Here is a 13,795-nt window from a genome sequence, read left to right as displayed (position 1 = left end):
TTATGAAAACGTACGTTTGAATGCTAACGAAAATTTCTGAATGGCTTTTTTAGGTGTAACAAACTGAACGATGAGCTTGGTACCGGTGATGAACCAATCGACAATACGGCTACCGAGAAGCATCGTTACTAAAATGGACAGTGCGATTAAGACGATAATACCCCATGACGTTGGCTCTAGACTTTTTGAGAAGTCAGTTGTAAAGAACCATTTTAAAATGAAGCCGTGCAATAAATACACGTATAGAGAGCGCTGTCCAATGCTTGTTAAAGCAAAACCGCGCGTTGGAATTAAAGCCATAAAGGCAAAAGATACAAGAAAAGCAATTCCATAGTGAGAAACGCGCATTAAAAATTCGGCCACATTGTCGTACGTGTTCGTTCCATACAGCATATCTGTGTAAGCCGTGTCGTCTAAGAAAGAATAGCTTCCAATTAATGTAACTAGTAATACGATGGATGCGATGATTCGATTTCGCGCCGTCAAAAGATTTGTAAAAGGCTCTTGTCGCTGTGACAAATAGTAGCCTAAAAGGAAAAACGGGAAGAAAACAAACATTCGGCTAATGCTTAGAATTTTATCAAATCCGTCAATATCAATGAAGCCCATTGCCAGTCCAAGCGAAATAGAGACAGTTAAGCTAATCCACATCGGGAATTTCGCAAAGAAAGGAAGCATTAATTTCCAAAAAATTAAGCTCAGTAGAAACCACATTGCCCATCTAGGAACCAAATATTGAAGCGTGTACGTTTCATCTGTATAAAGCACACTGTAATAAAGGGTATAGATAGTTTGGAAAGCTAAGTAAGGAAGAGCCACCTTTGTAAATATTTTTTTGTAATAGCCTTTTTTATGAAAATTTTTTGAGAAATAACCTGCTAGTAAAATAAAGACAGGCATATGAAAAATAAAGATAAAGTGATAAATGGACAGCATTCCGCTGCTATCTGTTCGGTACGGAGAAATCATGTGTCCAAATACAACTAAAAAAATTAATACGAATTTAGCATTATCAAAGTAAGCATTTCGAGTATTCATAGTATTATTTTTCCTCAACATATGCTGATGTAAACCTCCCACCAACAAGATTTATTTAAAGGGCGATTATTGTTAGAATAACCTTTCACTACGGAATTAAAACATGAATTCTTCTTTTTTGCAATTACATAAAGGCTTGAGGAACCTGTCGAATCAACGCTTTTGTTATAAAAACGATGTGTTTTTGTTACAAATGTCTTTTTGAAAAAAGAAAAATATTGATATAACAATATTTATTCGTTACGCTAATAGTGAAATTTGTTTTGCAACTGTAACATGAATTTAATATTTTTTGTCGGGTAAACCACTTATATTGCAGTGTTCGACATCTACATATCACAGAAGAAAGTTGTAGATTTCTTGAAAAAATGATAGAAAAGATACACATACCGCTGGAGGGGGAGTACGATGAAATCCTTTTATCACTATATAATGAAATTCCGGTCAAATAAAAAACATGATCGAATGGGAGAGTTTGCGCGAAGTGCTTATGATGATCACAGCTTCCCGAAATCTTCAACAGATTATGACGAACTGAGTTCTTATTTAGAGCTCAACGGACATTATTTATCAAGCATGACCGTATTTGATGAAGCATGGGAGCTTTATCAAAATAATGCGTGAGAAATAAAAAAGCAGGCTGATGGATATCCATCAGCCTGCTTTTTTATTTTCTTAAGCTCATGCAATAAGCAGGGGTAAAAATGATAGAGGGCAATAGATAATAAAGGCTTGGTTCTAAAGATGTTATACTTCCCCTTTTTTAGTTACTGCATATAATATTGTAACTTTTCAGTAGGTGTATGTTTACTAAGGAGGTGCGACGATGGCAGGGAAGAAAAAACCTAAATACGGAATTGGTGAAACAGTCGTTGTAACAATATACGGGACCGTTGGCACTATTACCGATATAAAAGTGATGGATGGAATTTTTGTATACGAAATCAACCATAGTGAAGGTCTTTTTTTAGAAGATACAATTGAGCTTCTAGAAGAATATGAAGGTCAAATATTAGTACAGGAAAGAGTAGAGCTTGAATATAAATTTTTCTTCGGCGATATCGTCCAGGTTTTTAATTATGGAAAAGAGTTATTTAAAATCATTGGTATTCGAACAGAAATATGGCGTTATAAAGAGGATTCATGGGAAGATATTGTCTATGAATTGTCACGTGTAACAGATGGAGAATGGCTTGAGGCTAGTGAAGAAGAACTCATTCTCGTAACTCCTCATGAGGAAACAGAAAATTACGCTCAAAGTGTTGATATGTTGTATTTAGGTAAAGAAATTAAAAAGACGGAGTTGCTACCAAAGATGAAAAAACAAAACGGTTCTGAAAAAGAAGAAGTGAGGTTAACTAAAGAAAAGCATGAGATTATAAACGGTCTTTTAGATGTGTACAATGATTATAAATTTTTGTATGAGCTTTTTGAAGATGAAGAATATGCTGAAGTCATGAACTTAGTGCTGAAACATTTAAAAAAGATAGCAAAATCCGAACAAGGAAAATAGCAGGTAGATGCCTAATAAATAAAAGATAGCCGAGATAGATCATCACATCTCTCTTAGCTATCTTTTATTGTGTATACGGCGATGGTAATGAAAAAAGAATGGGTATAATTACCTTTCTATTTAAACTGCTGAAATTTTAGACATACTATTGCCGAATTGTTCATAAATGTGTATAAGGTAAAACTTCAAGAAGAAGATGGAGTGAACCTATTTTCAAGAAAAATAAGGTACGCTAATCCGTTCAAACGGGATAAGGAGTGATATTGTGAAAGAAATCGAAGTGGTCATTGATACGGAAGAAATTGCGGAGTTCTTTTACAATGAACTAGTCAAGCGAGGCTATGTTCCCGCTGAAGAAGAGCTAGGCGAATTAGCGGATATAACTTTTGATTATCTCATTGATAAATGTATTATTGATGAGCAAGATGAAGAATAAAAAGATAGATACATCTGTAACGACGGGGAAACTCGTCGTTTTGTTTGTGAGACAGCGGTTATGAAAAAGGGTTAGCAGCTTTAATAGCGGATTGCACTTTTAGATGATGCTGAAGGGGAATTTTTTTAACTGAAGAAGCGGGAATAGACTCAAGGAGAGAAAATATGCTTGCGTCTTCAAACCACTCATCTTTTCTTAAAAAAAGGTGTACGCGGTCTCCCCAGCTCATATTTAAAGTCGGGCTATACAGCTTTTTGGAATGATTTCGATTCTTTGTAAATATATCCGAATTATAATCGCTTCGAGACCCTGTGTGGGGGTGTTTAAGGCTAAATGTATAGATAGAATCATGCAAGTTTGAATAAAAAAGAAGAACGTATAAAGTTTTTCCCACTTCAATCCGTCTTAAGACAGACTCGAAATGATACACTTTTGTTCCACTTAAATCAATTTTATTACCTGAATAATAGGGAAAGACGATTTGAGTCATACCGAGAAAGTTTTGAGTGTGAAACTGCCAAGAGTGAAGAACGTCCCGCTGAAACTCTTTTTTAAAGAGAACATTTTTTTCGATATGATACTGTTCGTTCACAATCAGGGCTATTGACAAGAGCGTTTTGTTTCTATGCTGCCAAAAGTCATTCCACACAGCTTTCATAAAAGAAGATATGTGAAAAGCGGAGAGTAAATGAAACAGATTACTGTTTTGCTCTTTGCTTTTTTCATAGAGTAACAGCTGAGCGTAAGCATCATGAAAAATGGCTGAGTTGGAATGTTCTAAAAACAAGAAGTATGCGTGCTGTTTTTCTGATGAAAGCAGGGATTTTATTAAGGTAGTGGAGAGATCTGTCATATAATAGCCGCCGTTTCGTGAAACTAAGTGTGCTAAAAAAGCCCAGTGAATTTCGGGGTGTTTTTGATAATAGTCTAAATAAGCCTGGGTACGTGTAACATTGTTTTGATTAGCTGTTTTTACTTTTTTTCGAATCTCTTTAATCAATTTTACGTCTTCTCCGATAAAAGAGAGAGGGAGGGTAGCAGGAGGTTTGAGCTGCATCATCTGCTGCAGGCGAAGAACATCCTCCAATCTAATGAGGGGATTTGTGTTAGTAGAAGTCATGTTAAGCCTCCTTTGAAACGTTTAACTATATAAAAAAAGGGTAAGGGATTTTTTGAAACCTTTATAACATTTCGTACGTATAAAGGGTAACAAATGTTAAGAAAAGAGGTTTTCTTTATGTTCAGAAAAATTTTTGAATCATTAACTGGATCTAAACATCGACGCTACAGCAGCAGCGATCGACAATATCGACGTCCTCGTCACTACAGCAGCAGTGATCATCATTACAGACGTCCACGCCATCATAGCAGCAGTAGCGATTATAAGCGAAGCAAATATTATGACAGCCACAGTCATTCAAAATATGGCCACCACCACTATAAGCGCAAACGCAAAAGCGGAAGTTTCTTTTCAAGCTTTTTCTCAAGTTGATTTATGATGAAAAATCGAATGTTCAAACACCTTCATCGCTGGCTAGTTGACCGTCCTTTCAAAAAAGGAAAAGTCATTTGCGGGCGATATGAAATCATAGATGTACTGGGAATGGGAAGCTATGGTATAACATATGTCGCTAACGACATTGTGCAACAAAAAAAGGTAGTAGTAAAACAGCTCCGTAAAACGAAGCAGCGCACGCCCCAGGGGCTGAAGTCTTATCATTATGAAGCGAAATTGCTGTCTCAATTAAATCACCCTCAAATTCCTTCACTGTATGAAGCTATCGAAACAGATGAAGGCTGTTTCTTAGTGATGGAGTTGATTCAAGGGAAAACGTTTGAAGATTTAATTTTTGAAGAGAAGTGCGTGTATACGGAAGAACAAGCGCTTGATATTTTACTTGATATTCTAAAAGTAGTTTCCGTTATTCATGAGCAAGGAATCGTTCACCGTGATCTTCGTATTCCAAATATTATTGATGTTAACGGGACCATCTATGTTATTGACTTTGGTCTTGCTAGATTTTTAGGAGACCATGAAGAAACAAGCACCCTTATAGAAGAACAACAGTTTATGAGACAAACATCTGCTGCAAGCGATATCTATGCGCTTGGTCATTTTCTTTTATTCTTATTATACTCTGGTTATGAGCCGACGGAAAAACAAGAAAGAAGCTGGGAACAAGAGCTAAGTTTGTCGACACCTATTAAGACCATTATTCAAAAAATGCTGAGAGCAGATGAATCGTATGAAAGCATTAAAAGTTTACAAAAAGATATTTATGACTATATAAATAGTAAGAACTCAGGGAGGGGAAAGTATGGCGCTATTTAATAAAGCGTTAGCCCGCATTGGAATTGGCGCAGCGCGAGTGGACGCTAAGCTTGTCAATGATGAATTTCGTGCTGGTGAAAAGATTGAAGGGATTGTTGAAGTGTACGGGGGCAATGTTGAGCAGAAAATTGACAGCATCTATCTGCGTCTATTCACAACCTATGTAAAAGAAAGAGACGATAAAAAATACAAGCAGGATATTGAGCTTAATACGTTTAAGATTAACGACCCGTTCACGATTCAACCATCTGAAACGAAGTCTATTCCTTTTACCTTTCAGCTGCCTGATGATACACCTGTTACATTAGGGAGAACCCGGGTGTGGGTGGCGACGAGCCTCGACATTAAAGATGCGGTTGATCCGTCGGATATTGATCATGTAAAAGTGCTTCCTAATCAGATGGTAACAAGCACAATTGAAGCTATGGAACAGCTTGGCTTTCGCCTGCGCCAAGTCGAGTGCGAAGAAGCTCCTCGCAGGATGAGAAAAAGACTTCCTTTTGTTCAAGAATTTGAATTTGTTCCAAGCGGTGGATTGTACGCTGGGAAAGTAGATGAGATTGAAATCATCGTGCAGCCAAGCGGCTTACATGACTACGATGTATTTATAGAAGTAGATCGACGTGCCAGAGGGTTTGGCGGCTTTCTATCTGAAATGCTGGATGCAGATGAGTCGCTCGTTCATGTTCATGTTTCTGAAAAAGAAATTCCTCAGTTAAAAAATATATTAACCAATATTATTTCACGCTATAGCTAACGTGCATAGCTCTCCTTTATTTTTCGTATATTAAAGACAGTAAAAAGAAAGGAGAGAGGTATATGCCGCAATCAAAGCAAACGAAAAAAATAAATGCAAAAGAGGAATTTTCGGCTGAATTTGTCGTTCATCAAGCTCCTAAGCCAGAAGACTATATTCAGCCAAAACGTGTGAATAAGTAAAGCATGTAGAACGCTACATGCTTTTTCTTTTAATAGGTTGGAGGAAATAAAAAATGGTAAATCGCACTACAAAATATTCTCTATTTATTGTATCGCTTTTAGCTTTCTTTTTACTCATTTTATTTACGTTTAATACACCTTGGGTGAAACAGCTTGACTTTAATGTACTTCATACCATTGAAGGATGGAGGACGGACACGTTAACACCTATCATCATATTTATAACAACCGTAGGATCTTGGTATGTCACTGCGCCAATATGGTTTGCAATTATAGTATTTCTTCTTTATAAACGAAAAGGATTGCTCGCTTTATATATCACGCTCGTTTTTTGGGGAGTTCGCGCTTTAAACTGGGGATTGAAGGAGATTTTTGCAAGACCAAGACCTGATTGGAGTCAAGTCGTTCCCGCCTCTCACTATAGTTTTCCGAGTGGACATGCCATGAACTCAATGGCGTTTTACAGCGGAATACTTTTGTTAATATGGATGTATACAAGAAGCAGGGCTGTTAAAACGGCAGCTGTATGCGTAATAGCTATTGTTATTTTATTAATTGGATTTAGCCGTTTGTATTTAGGGGTACACTTTTTAACGGATATACTAGCAGGATATTGTTTAGGACTTGTTTGGTCCTTAGGAGTCTATCTCCTTTCTAAGCGCTTATATAACCAAAAATAGGAGCAATGGTTACATTTTTTTCGTTAATATTTCATTTTGTTTAAGTAGGCCTATTGATTCATCCATTCAAAAACAACTAATGATAAAATGGGAAACAAATATTTTATGTACATGTTTAATGAGGAAAAACTAGTAATTTCGACAAAAAACGTTTTGATTCGATAAAGGATTTTCGGATTTTATCACTAATTATATAAGAATACATGACGTAAAAGAGTAAATACTTGCTTTTGGGTGGAGGGAAGAATGTTGAGTGTGTGGACCACAATAAAAAAACAATTTAATATTAGCACAGAATATGATGTAACCATTATGCAAACAGAAGAAAAAGGCGAAAAGCGCGGATATAAGCCTGTCCATCGTCTAACGATTACAGCATTCGATCATCAAGACGCTGCAACACAAGTATTTCAGATGTTTAACATTGCTGATAATTTGCCAAAAGATTGTGATGCGAGGTTTATTAGCACAGGCGATATTTTGTTAATTGATGAAGGTACTCGAGGAAAGTATTACTACAAGCTATGGACAGATGGCTGGCAAAAAGTGAACCGCCTGCACGTACGTTAAACATAAGGTAAAAGCGACCTATCTGGCCGCTTTTTATTTATATGTTGACCCTTAGTAATCACGAGTATGATGGCCAGGGCCATTTTTTCGGTTTCTTGCTGAATATTCATCTCCATGGGCTTCATGTTCTGCTATAATTGCTTCTTTTGGAATGTGATTATTCTTTTTAGGCGAATTAATTCGGTTGCGATGTTTTTTCCCCATACGTATCACCTCAGCTAACATTAGTAAATCCCTTGCGCTATTAGCGTACCCTTATATAAAAAGACATACTAAGCCATTTTTTGGGCAGTATGTCTTTTTATTTTTGACGCATAATGTTAGAAGTAAATAGACATGTAAGGTATACAATATGGTATAGTGAAAGCGTAAGATTTTTTACATATAGGAGGTACGAAATGAGCGTACATATTGGGGCAAAACAAGGTGATATTGCAGAAACGATTTTACTTCCAGGTGATCCACTTCGTGCAAAATACATTGCAGAAACGTTTTTAGAAGATGTAACTTGCTATAACGAAGTGCGCGGTATGCTTGGATTTACAGGAACATATAAAGGAAAGCGCGTTTCTGTTCAAGGAACAGGAATGGGTGTACCATCAATTGCTATTTATGTAAATGAATTAATGAATGAATATGGTGTTCAAAATCTAATTCGCGTTGGTACATGCGGAGCAATTCAAAAAGATGTAAAAGTACGTGACGTTATTTTAGCCATGTCTTCGTCAAGTGATTCACAAATGAACCGCGTTAAATTTGGTCCTATTGACTATGCACCGACAGCTAACTTTGATTTATTAAAGCGCGCTTACGATGCAGGTGTTGAAAAAGGCCTTCAGTTAAAAGTAGGAAGTGTATTTACATCTGATCAATTTTACAATGAAGACGGCCAGCTAGAAAAATTAGCAGCTCACGGCGTATTGGCAGTTGAAATGGAAACGACGGCTCTGTATACGCTAGCCGCTAAATACGGCCGTAATGCTCTATCGGTTTTAACAGTAAGTGATCACATCTTCACTGGTGAAGAAACAACGTCAGAAGAACGTCAAACGACGTTTAACGATATGATTGTTGTTGCGCTTGAAGCAGCAATTAATGAATGAACATAATTTCATTTTGTTTATTTGCTGAATGGCAGCGAAATGCTGCGGCGTAACAAATAAAAAGACGAGAAGCAAGCAAGCTTCTCGTCTTTTTATTTGTGAAAATTAATTGTTTCCAAATAGGAAATTGTATGGTACGATTTGATACGTTAAAAACGGCTTTGATTTTCGTGAAAGTCGAAAATCGTATAAAAATTCATAAGAGGTGATAAACCATCATGATGGCAAGTATTAAACAGCAGTGGTTTTCAAACGTTCGAGCAGACATTTTGTCTGGGATGACAGTTGCTCTTGCGCTTATTCCAGAAGCCCTTGCTTTTTCCATTATCGCCGGTGTCGATCCTATGGTTGGCCTGTATGCATCTTTTTGTATGGCAATTGTGATTGCTTTTACAGGCGGAAGACCAGCTATGATTTCAGCTGCAACAGGAGCAATGTCTTTATTGATGATCAATTTAGTCAAAGATCACGGTATTGAGTATTTATTTGCAGCTACTGTTTTAACCGGAATCATTCAAATTTTACTCGGTGTTTTGAAAGTGGGAAGGTTTTTATCGTTTCTTCCTCAAACAGTGATGATTGGCTTTGTAAATGCGCTCGGTATTTTAATTTTTACCGCACAGCTTCCGCATTTTGAAGGAGCAAATTGGATGATGTACGCAATGGTAGCCGGAACGCTGCTCATCGTCTATTTATTTCCGCTCATGACCAAGGCAATACCATCTCCGCTTATAGCGATTGTCTTGATGACGATTGTAGCGATTGTCTTTCATTTAGATTTAAAAACGGTAGGAGATATGGGGAATATTACGCGTTCATTGCCGGTTCTTCACTTTCCAAAGGTTGATTTATCAGTGGAGACACTGCTCATCATTTTACCTTATTCGCTTCCTTTGGCGATTGTAGGCCTACTTGAATCTATGCTAACGGCAACGGTACTGGACGAAATTACAGATACGCCTTCGAATAAAAATAAAGAAGCGCGCGGTCAAGGCATTGCTAATATTGTAACAGGTTTCTTTGGAGGAATGGCTGGCTGTGCCATGATTGGACAATCTATGATTAATGTAAAATCAGGGGGACGTGGAAGGTTATCTACCTTAGTGGCCGGAGTCTTTTTATTGTTCTTAATTATGGTGCTTGGCGATGTTGTTAAACAAATTCCAATGGCTGCTCTTGTAGGGGTCATGTTTATGGTAGCTGCCGGTACATTTGATTGGCAGTCCCTGAAAGACTTAACAAAATATCCGCTGTCGGATGCTATTGTAATGATTGTTACGGTCGTTGTTGTCTTGTTTACACATAACTTAGCACTAGGGGTAATGGTCGGTATTGTTTTAAGTGCTATTGCATTTGGCTGGAAGATGGCTAAAATTAAAACAACTTCACAAGTAGAAGGCAATACAAAACAATACAGGGTTTCAGGGCAATTATTTTTTGCTACCATCAGCTTCTTTATGGATGAATTTGAGTATGAAACAGATCCGGATACGATCATTATTGATTTTAGCTCTTCTCATATATGGGATCAATCAGCCGTAATTGGGATTTCAAAAATTGTGGATAAATACGAGAGATTAAATAAAAAGGTTGTTGTAAAAGGGCTAAATGAAGACAGTAAAAAAATCGTAAAGCAAATTGGATTAACATCGCTGTCGAGCAAATAAAAGGTGTGCAGTCGCACACCTTTTATTATACATTTCGTTTTAGTAGCTGTATAAGCCGGGTGAAAAAAGAAGATGTAGATGAAGGTACAGATGTCTGTTTTAACAAAATAGCATAGGCTTTGCGCCGATATTGGTAATCAAGCATGCATATCTACTCCTTTTAAAACAGAATCAGAAAGCGTTTTCTTTATTGTAACATGCTTAATAGGTAGGCAAAAGAAAAAAGAGAGACCCTCGTCTCCCTTTAATCATTTCCAAACATATAGCGTTTGTGATGCCATGAGATTCCAAACATCAGACCCATTGCAAACATGTTCCCCATCAGTGAACTTCCTCCATATGAAATAAAAGGAAGTGGAATTCCGGTAATAGGCAAGACTTGAATGGTCATACCGATATTTTGGAATACGTGGAACGTAAGCATTGAAATAACGCCTACACATAAATAAGAATTAAATTCATTTTTTGTTTCAAGACCTAGCTTGATCAAGTAATAAACGAGTACGAAGAAAAGACTGATTACAATGCTGGCGCCGATAAAGCCAAACTCTTCTCCAATAACCGCAAAAATAAAGTCCGTCTGTCCCTCTGGCAAATAGACAACTCCATTTCCGATTCCTTTACCGTTTACCATTCCTGAGCCAATCGCATCTAACGATTTCTTTAAATGATAACCCTCTCCGGAACTGTACGACTCAGGATCCAGCCAAGAGTAAATACGTCCAAATTGGTATTGCTTAACCCCTAGATACTTTTCCAATAAGTTAGGTGCATAAACAACAAGTCCCAAAATGACAGAGCCAACTGCTGTAATGCCTAAAAATGCAGGTGCAATGATTTTCCAGCTTACGCCTGAAACAAATACGAGTCCAACGGTGATTGCTAAGAAAACAAGAGCGGTCCCTAAGTCAGGCTGCTGCATGATTAGCAATAAAGGTAAAGCAAGTACAGCGCCCAGTTTACCAAGCAGTAAAAAGTCTTCTCTTACTGTTCGGATACGATATTTTTCATTGTGCTTCACAATGACCGTACTCAGTGTGATAATCAAAAACACTTTCATAAACTCTGATGGCTGTAATGAGAAGCCGGGAAGTGTGAACCAACTTTTTGCCCCGTTAATTTCTCTGGCAATACTTGACGGAGCCACTAGTAAAAGAAGCAATAAAAAGTTCCCAAATCCATAAAAAACCCACGTTAGCTTTTGAAGCTGATCGGAGTCAAAACGCATGACAAATCCTATAATCACCATTCCAATAATATAAAAAACAACTTGTTGCGCTACGAAGTTTTTATCATACTGCCCAATTTTTTCAGCACTATGAATTGCCACGACGCTTACGCAAAACAATAGGAAGATTAGGAAAGCCAAATTCCAGTCAAATCTACTAACATTTCTTTGATTTTCACCCATATTATTCACCTGTCACTATTAAATCTCATTCTTTCTTTATGATAAAAGAAAAATGCTGTTTTTAGTGCAAAGTTGATTAATGAAGAGTCGCACTAACCTCACTTTGCAGTTTTTACTTTGAATATAGACTTGCTAAAAGTAAGAAAAGATATGTCGCAAGCTGCGTTACCATACAGCCTTTTATTATACATGAATTATTCTATAACATAAATAGGAGAAATGATAACAATTTCTTTTTTCTAAAAACTCTATTGGCAGAGATTTATTCAATTCATCTTCTTTATCTCCTTAAAGGTTAATATGAAAACATACTATAGGAATTTATCTTTTTTTGCACGTGAAAAGATAAAGAAACGTGTATATATATAACGAAAGAAAGGGGCAAATAGTTTCATATGAACGACTGAAAAATTCTAAACTGCGAGGACTAAATCTAGCAAGCTATACATATGAATAATAGTAAAGGTAAGAGAAAGTGTTCTACACTATCTTTTTCTACATGCAGACATTCAACTTCTTAGCACCCCTACGAGTAAACAGTTGAGATAAGAATACAATTATATTCTACTTTCTTGCTGATGAACGAACGTATGGAAGATATACGGATAGATTATCGAATAAAAGACACAGGATATTAGGAAAATAATAGATAGAGATTAATAGAATCATAACGTAGAGAGGTGTGTTTATGATTATAGGGGCAAGTTTGACAGCATTTTTATTATTATGGTGGACAATTTTTTATAGCGGGCGCTACCATCATTATGTTTCAGAGCCTGTTGGCAAAAGAATTTCCCTTCACGTAGGAATACATGTTACCTTAGTGGTTGGAGTGAATGCATGTCTCTGGCTTGAGCAGCCGCTGCTTTTTTCTAGCATTTTAGCAGGGTGTGCAGGACTAGGAGCCGGATGGTTTGTGGGGATTCCTTTTTCGGTAAAAAGTATTTTAAGCGGAATAATGGGGGGCATAGGAACCGGTGTTAGTTTTTATATCTCTATGAGTATGTGGATAGATCAATTTAACTCGCTGTCTTTTTTATTGATAGGAACGAGCGTTATTTTTAGCGGAAGCTCGTTATTTCAAGTGTTAAAATCGATTCCGTCATTTGAAAAGGTACTGGTGAAAATGTGGGTTCAACATCCTTTTCTGATAGCGCCTATTTTGATTACCGTATTTTGGCTGTATAATTTTATTGAAAAATATTTTCCGCAAGCAGATCCAACACGCAAGTAGTTTCCGTGTTGGATTTATTATTTCTTCGGGTAAGCCTCCTTTAAGCTCACCAAGTTTGACATCGTTCCATTAGTCTATAGAAGGTAAAAGTAGACATTCACCTATCTTCATTATGATGCATACTGTAACGTAGCAAGCATTATAAAGGGGGAGTGCGTATGTATCCATATCAATACGATCCACGTTTTCAAAATTTGTTTCCACCTGGAGGAGGTCAAGGCTTTCCATCGTTTCCACCTGGAGGAGGAGGCCAAGGCTTTCCATCGTTTCCACCTGGAGGAGGAGGCCAAGGCTTTCCATCGTTTCCACCTGGAGGAGGAGGCCAAGGCTTTCCATCGTTTCCACCTGGAGGAGGTCAAGGCTTTCCATCGTTTCCACCTGGAGGAGGAGGTCAGGGCTTTCCGCCGCCGCCACCTGGAGGAGGAGGTCAAGGCTTTCCACCGCCACCACCTGGAGGAGGGGGCCAAGGGTTTCCGCCGCAGGGAGGGGCGCAGCCACCTTCAAGTCCGCCGCCAGCTTTTACACCTACACCAAAGCTAGGTTCAGGAGGTCCATCGCTTTATGCTGTTGATCCAGGCGCTATTTCAGGATGCTTATACCGATACACCTATATATGGCCGAGAAATGGTCGACCTTACTGGTTTTACCCAACCTTTGTAGGCAGACGCTCAGTTGCAGGATATCGCTGGACAGGATCTTTCTGGGTGTATGCAGGGGTAGATGTAAATCAAATTCGAGAATTTCAATGTATATAAAACTCCGCTTGCGGAGTTTTTTTGTGCGAAAAGGTTGACGCATAAAAAATGGCGTTATATAATAAATCTCGAATTAAAGATAATTTGTTTAGTAATATCTCGAACTGATGATAATAG

At 37.6% G+C, this 13,795-nt stretch carries 16 protein-coding genes; 12 read left to right on the top strand and 4 right to left on the bottom strand.

Annotated features, from left to right (window positions below; translation table 11 throughout):
* Positions 1 to 1,038, bottom strand: a complete 1,038-nt coding sequence (locus U9R83_RS20090; protein WP_013058723.1) for an acyltransferase family protein — start codon at positions 1,036 to 1,038, stop codon at positions 1 to 3.
* Between the two features lie 408 nt (positions 1,039 to 1,446).
* Here U9R83_RS20090 and U9R83_RS20085 point away from each other — a divergent pair, with 408 nt between their 5' ends.
* The 3 genes from U9R83_RS20085 to U9R83_RS20075 all read left to right on the top strand — a co-directional run bounded on the left by U9R83_RS20085 (position 1,447) and on the right by U9R83_RS20075 (position 2,987).
* A complete protein-coding gene (locus tag U9R83_RS20085) occupies positions 1,447 to 1,662 on the top strand; it encodes a YozE family protein (protein WP_013058722.1) in 216 nt (71 codons plus the stop codon).
* Positions 1,663 to 1,864: 202 nt separating this feature from the next.
* On the top strand, positions 1,865 to 2,551 hold the full coding sequence (locus U9R83_RS20080; protein WP_013058721.1) for a hypothetical protein: 687 nt from the start codon (positions 1,865 to 1,867) through the stop codon (positions 2,549 to 2,551).
* Positions 2,552 to 2,816: 265 nt separating this feature from the next.
* Positions 2,817 to 2,987 carry a YozD family protein gene (locus U9R83_RS20075; RefSeq protein WP_013058720.1) on the top strand — a complete coding sequence of 57 codons (171 nt, stop codon included), beginning with the start codon at positions 2,817 to 2,819 and terminating at the stop codon, positions 2,985 to 2,987.
* A gap of 58 nt (positions 2,988 to 3,045) precedes the next feature.
* Here U9R83_RS20075 and U9R83_RS20070 read toward each other — a convergent pair whose 3' ends face one another.
* Positions 3,046 to 4,107 (bottom strand): DUF2515 family protein, encoded by a 1,062-nt coding sequence (locus tag U9R83_RS20070; RefSeq protein WP_115654790.1) that lies wholly within the window; start codon positions 4,105 to 4,107, stop codon positions 3,046 to 3,048.
* Positions 4,108 to 4,224: 117 nt separating this feature from the next.
* Between U9R83_RS20070 and U9R83_RS20065 the strand changes: the two genes are divergently transcribed.
* The 5 genes from U9R83_RS20065 (at position 4,225) to U9R83_RS20045 (ending at position 7,508) form a co-directional block, all read left to right on the top strand.
* A complete protein-coding gene (locus U9R83_RS20065) occupies positions 4,225 to 4,479 on the top strand; it encodes a hypothetical protein (RefSeq protein ID WP_243549879.1) in 255 nt (84 codons plus the stop codon).
* Between the two features lie 3 nt (positions 4,480 to 4,482).
* A complete protein-coding gene (locus tag U9R83_RS20060; protein ID WP_014458556.1) occupies positions 4,483 to 5,319 on the top strand; it encodes a serine/threonine protein kinase in 837 nt (278 codons plus the stop codon).
* The gene (locus tag U9R83_RS20055) at positions 5,306 to 6,076 is read left to right on the top strand and encodes a sporulation protein (protein WP_014458557.1); all 771 of its coding nucleotides are present in this window, start codon (positions 5,306 to 5,308) and stop codon (positions 6,074 to 6,076) included. Before U9R83_RS20060 ends, U9R83_RS20055 begins: the two co-directional genes overlap by 14 nt.
* 235 nt (positions 6,077 to 6,311) lie before the next feature.
* A complete protein-coding gene (locus tag U9R83_RS20050; protein WP_243549877.1) occupies positions 6,312 to 6,938 on the top strand; it encodes a phosphatase PAP2 family protein in 627 nt (208 codons plus the stop codon).
* Positions 6,939 to 7,184: 246 nt separating this feature from the next.
* Complete coding sequence (locus U9R83_RS20045; RefSeq protein ID WP_013058713.1) at positions 7,185 to 7,508, top strand: hypothetical protein; 324 nt, start codon at positions 7,185 to 7,187, stop codon at positions 7,506 to 7,508.
* Between the two features lie 51 nt (positions 7,509 to 7,559).
* Here U9R83_RS20045 and U9R83_RS20040 read toward each other — a convergent pair whose 3' ends face one another.
* The gene (locus U9R83_RS20040) at positions 7,560 to 7,712 is read right to left on the bottom strand and encodes a hypothetical protein (protein WP_182421327.1); all 153 of its coding nucleotides are present in this window, start codon (positions 7,710 to 7,712) and stop codon (positions 7,560 to 7,562) included.
* A gap of 194 nt (positions 7,713 to 7,906) precedes the next feature.
* On the opposite strand from U9R83_RS20040, the gene deoD reads away from it, so the two are divergent.
* Both deoD and U9R83_RS20030 read left to right on the top strand, forming a co-directional pair.
* Positions 7,907 to 8,611: a purine-nucleoside phosphorylase gene (deoD, locus tag U9R83_RS20035; RefSeq protein ID WP_013058711.1), complete on the top strand. Its 705-nt coding sequence runs from the start codon at positions 7,907 to 7,909 to the stop codon at positions 8,609 to 8,611.
* Between the two features lie 218 nt (positions 8,612 to 8,829).
* Positions 8,830 to 10,278: a SulP family inorganic anion transporter gene (locus tag U9R83_RS20030; RefSeq protein ID WP_014458559.1), complete on the top strand. Its 1,449-nt coding sequence runs from the start codon at positions 8,830 to 8,832 to the stop codon at positions 10,276 to 10,278.
* A 244-nt stretch (positions 10,279 to 10,522) separates the two neighbouring features.
* Here U9R83_RS20030 and U9R83_RS20025 read toward each other — a convergent pair whose 3' ends face one another.
* The gene (locus tag U9R83_RS20025; RefSeq protein WP_014458560.1) at positions 10,523 to 11,689 is read right to left on the bottom strand and encodes an FtsW/RodA/SpoVE family cell cycle protein; all 1,167 of its coding nucleotides are present in this window, start codon (positions 11,687 to 11,689) and stop codon (positions 10,523 to 10,525) included.
* A gap of 688 nt (positions 11,690 to 12,377) precedes the next feature.
* Here U9R83_RS20025 and U9R83_RS20020 point away from each other — a divergent pair.
* On the top strand, positions 12,378 to 12,923 hold the full coding sequence (locus U9R83_RS20020; RefSeq protein ID WP_014458561.1) for a hypothetical protein: 546 nt from the start codon (positions 12,378 to 12,380) through the stop codon (positions 12,921 to 12,923).
* A 194-nt stretch (positions 12,924 to 13,117) separates the two neighbouring features.
* Positions 13,118 to 13,678, top strand: a complete 561-nt coding sequence (locus tag U9R83_RS20015; RefSeq protein WP_442956757.1) for a transporter — start codon at positions 13,118 to 13,120, stop codon at positions 13,676 to 13,678.
* The last annotated feature ends 117 nt before the right edge of the window (positions 13,679 to 13,795 follow it).

Source organism: Priestia sp. LL-8 (genome assembly GCF_036227845.1).
GTDB lineage: Bacteria > Bacillota > Bacilli > Bacillales > Bacillaceae_H > Priestia > Priestia zanthoxyli.
Note: the sequence above shows the minus strand (reverse complement) of the source record. Positions and strands in the feature narration are given on the sequence as shown.

Bases quoted from the DNA above. Each gene is read 5' to 3' on its own strand.
- U9R83_RS20060 (WP_014458556.1), top strand. From the start codon at position 4,483: ATGATGAAAAATCGAATGTTCAAACACCTTCATCGCTGGCTAGTTGAC.
- U9R83_RS20055 (WP_014458557.1), top strand. From the start codon at position 5,306: ATGGCGCTATTTAATAAAGCGTTAGCCCGCATTGGAATTGGCGCAGCG.
- U9R83_RS20090 (WP_013058723.1), bottom strand. From the start codon at position 1,038: ATGAATACTCGAAATGCTTACTTTGATAATGCTAAATTCGTATTAATT.
- U9R83_RS20025 (WP_014458560.1), bottom strand. From the start codon at position 11,689: ATGGGTGAAAATCAAAGAAATGTTAGTAGATTTGACTGGAATTTGGCT.
- deoD (WP_013058711.1), top strand. From the start codon at position 7,907: ATGAGCGTACATATTGGGGCAAAACAAGGTGATATTGCAGAAACGATT.
- U9R83_RS20085 (WP_013058722.1), top strand. From the start codon at position 1,447: ATGAAATCCTTTTATCACTATATAATGAAATTCCGGTCAAATAAAAAA.
- U9R83_RS20030 (WP_014458559.1), top strand. From the start codon at position 8,830: ATGATGGCAAGTATTAAACAGCAGTGGTTTTCAAACGTTCGAGCAGAC.
- U9R83_RS20020 (WP_014458561.1), top strand. From the start codon at position 12,378: ATGATTATAGGGGCAAGTTTGACAGCATTTTTATTATTATGGTGGACA.
- U9R83_RS20045 (WP_013058713.1), top strand. From the start codon at position 7,185: ATGTTGAGTGTGTGGACCACAATAAAAAAACAATTTAATATTAGCACA.
- U9R83_RS20080 (WP_013058721.1), top strand. From the start codon at position 1,865: ATGGCAGGGAAGAAAAAACCTAAATACGGAATTGGTGAAACAGTCGTT.
- U9R83_RS20040 (WP_182421327.1), bottom strand. From the start codon at position 7,712: ATGGGGAAAAAACATCGCAACCGAATTAATTCGCCTAAAAAGAATAAT.
- U9R83_RS20065 (WP_243549879.1), top strand. From the start codon at position 4,225: ATGTTCAGAAAAATTTTTGAATCATTAACTGGATCTAAACATCGACGC.
- U9R83_RS20050 (WP_243549877.1), top strand. From the start codon at position 6,312: ATGGTAAATCGCACTACAAAATATTCTCTATTTATTGTATCGCTTTTA.
- U9R83_RS20070 (WP_115654790.1), bottom strand. From the start codon at position 4,107: ATGACTTCTACTAACACAAATCCCCTCATTAGATTGGAGGATGTTCTT.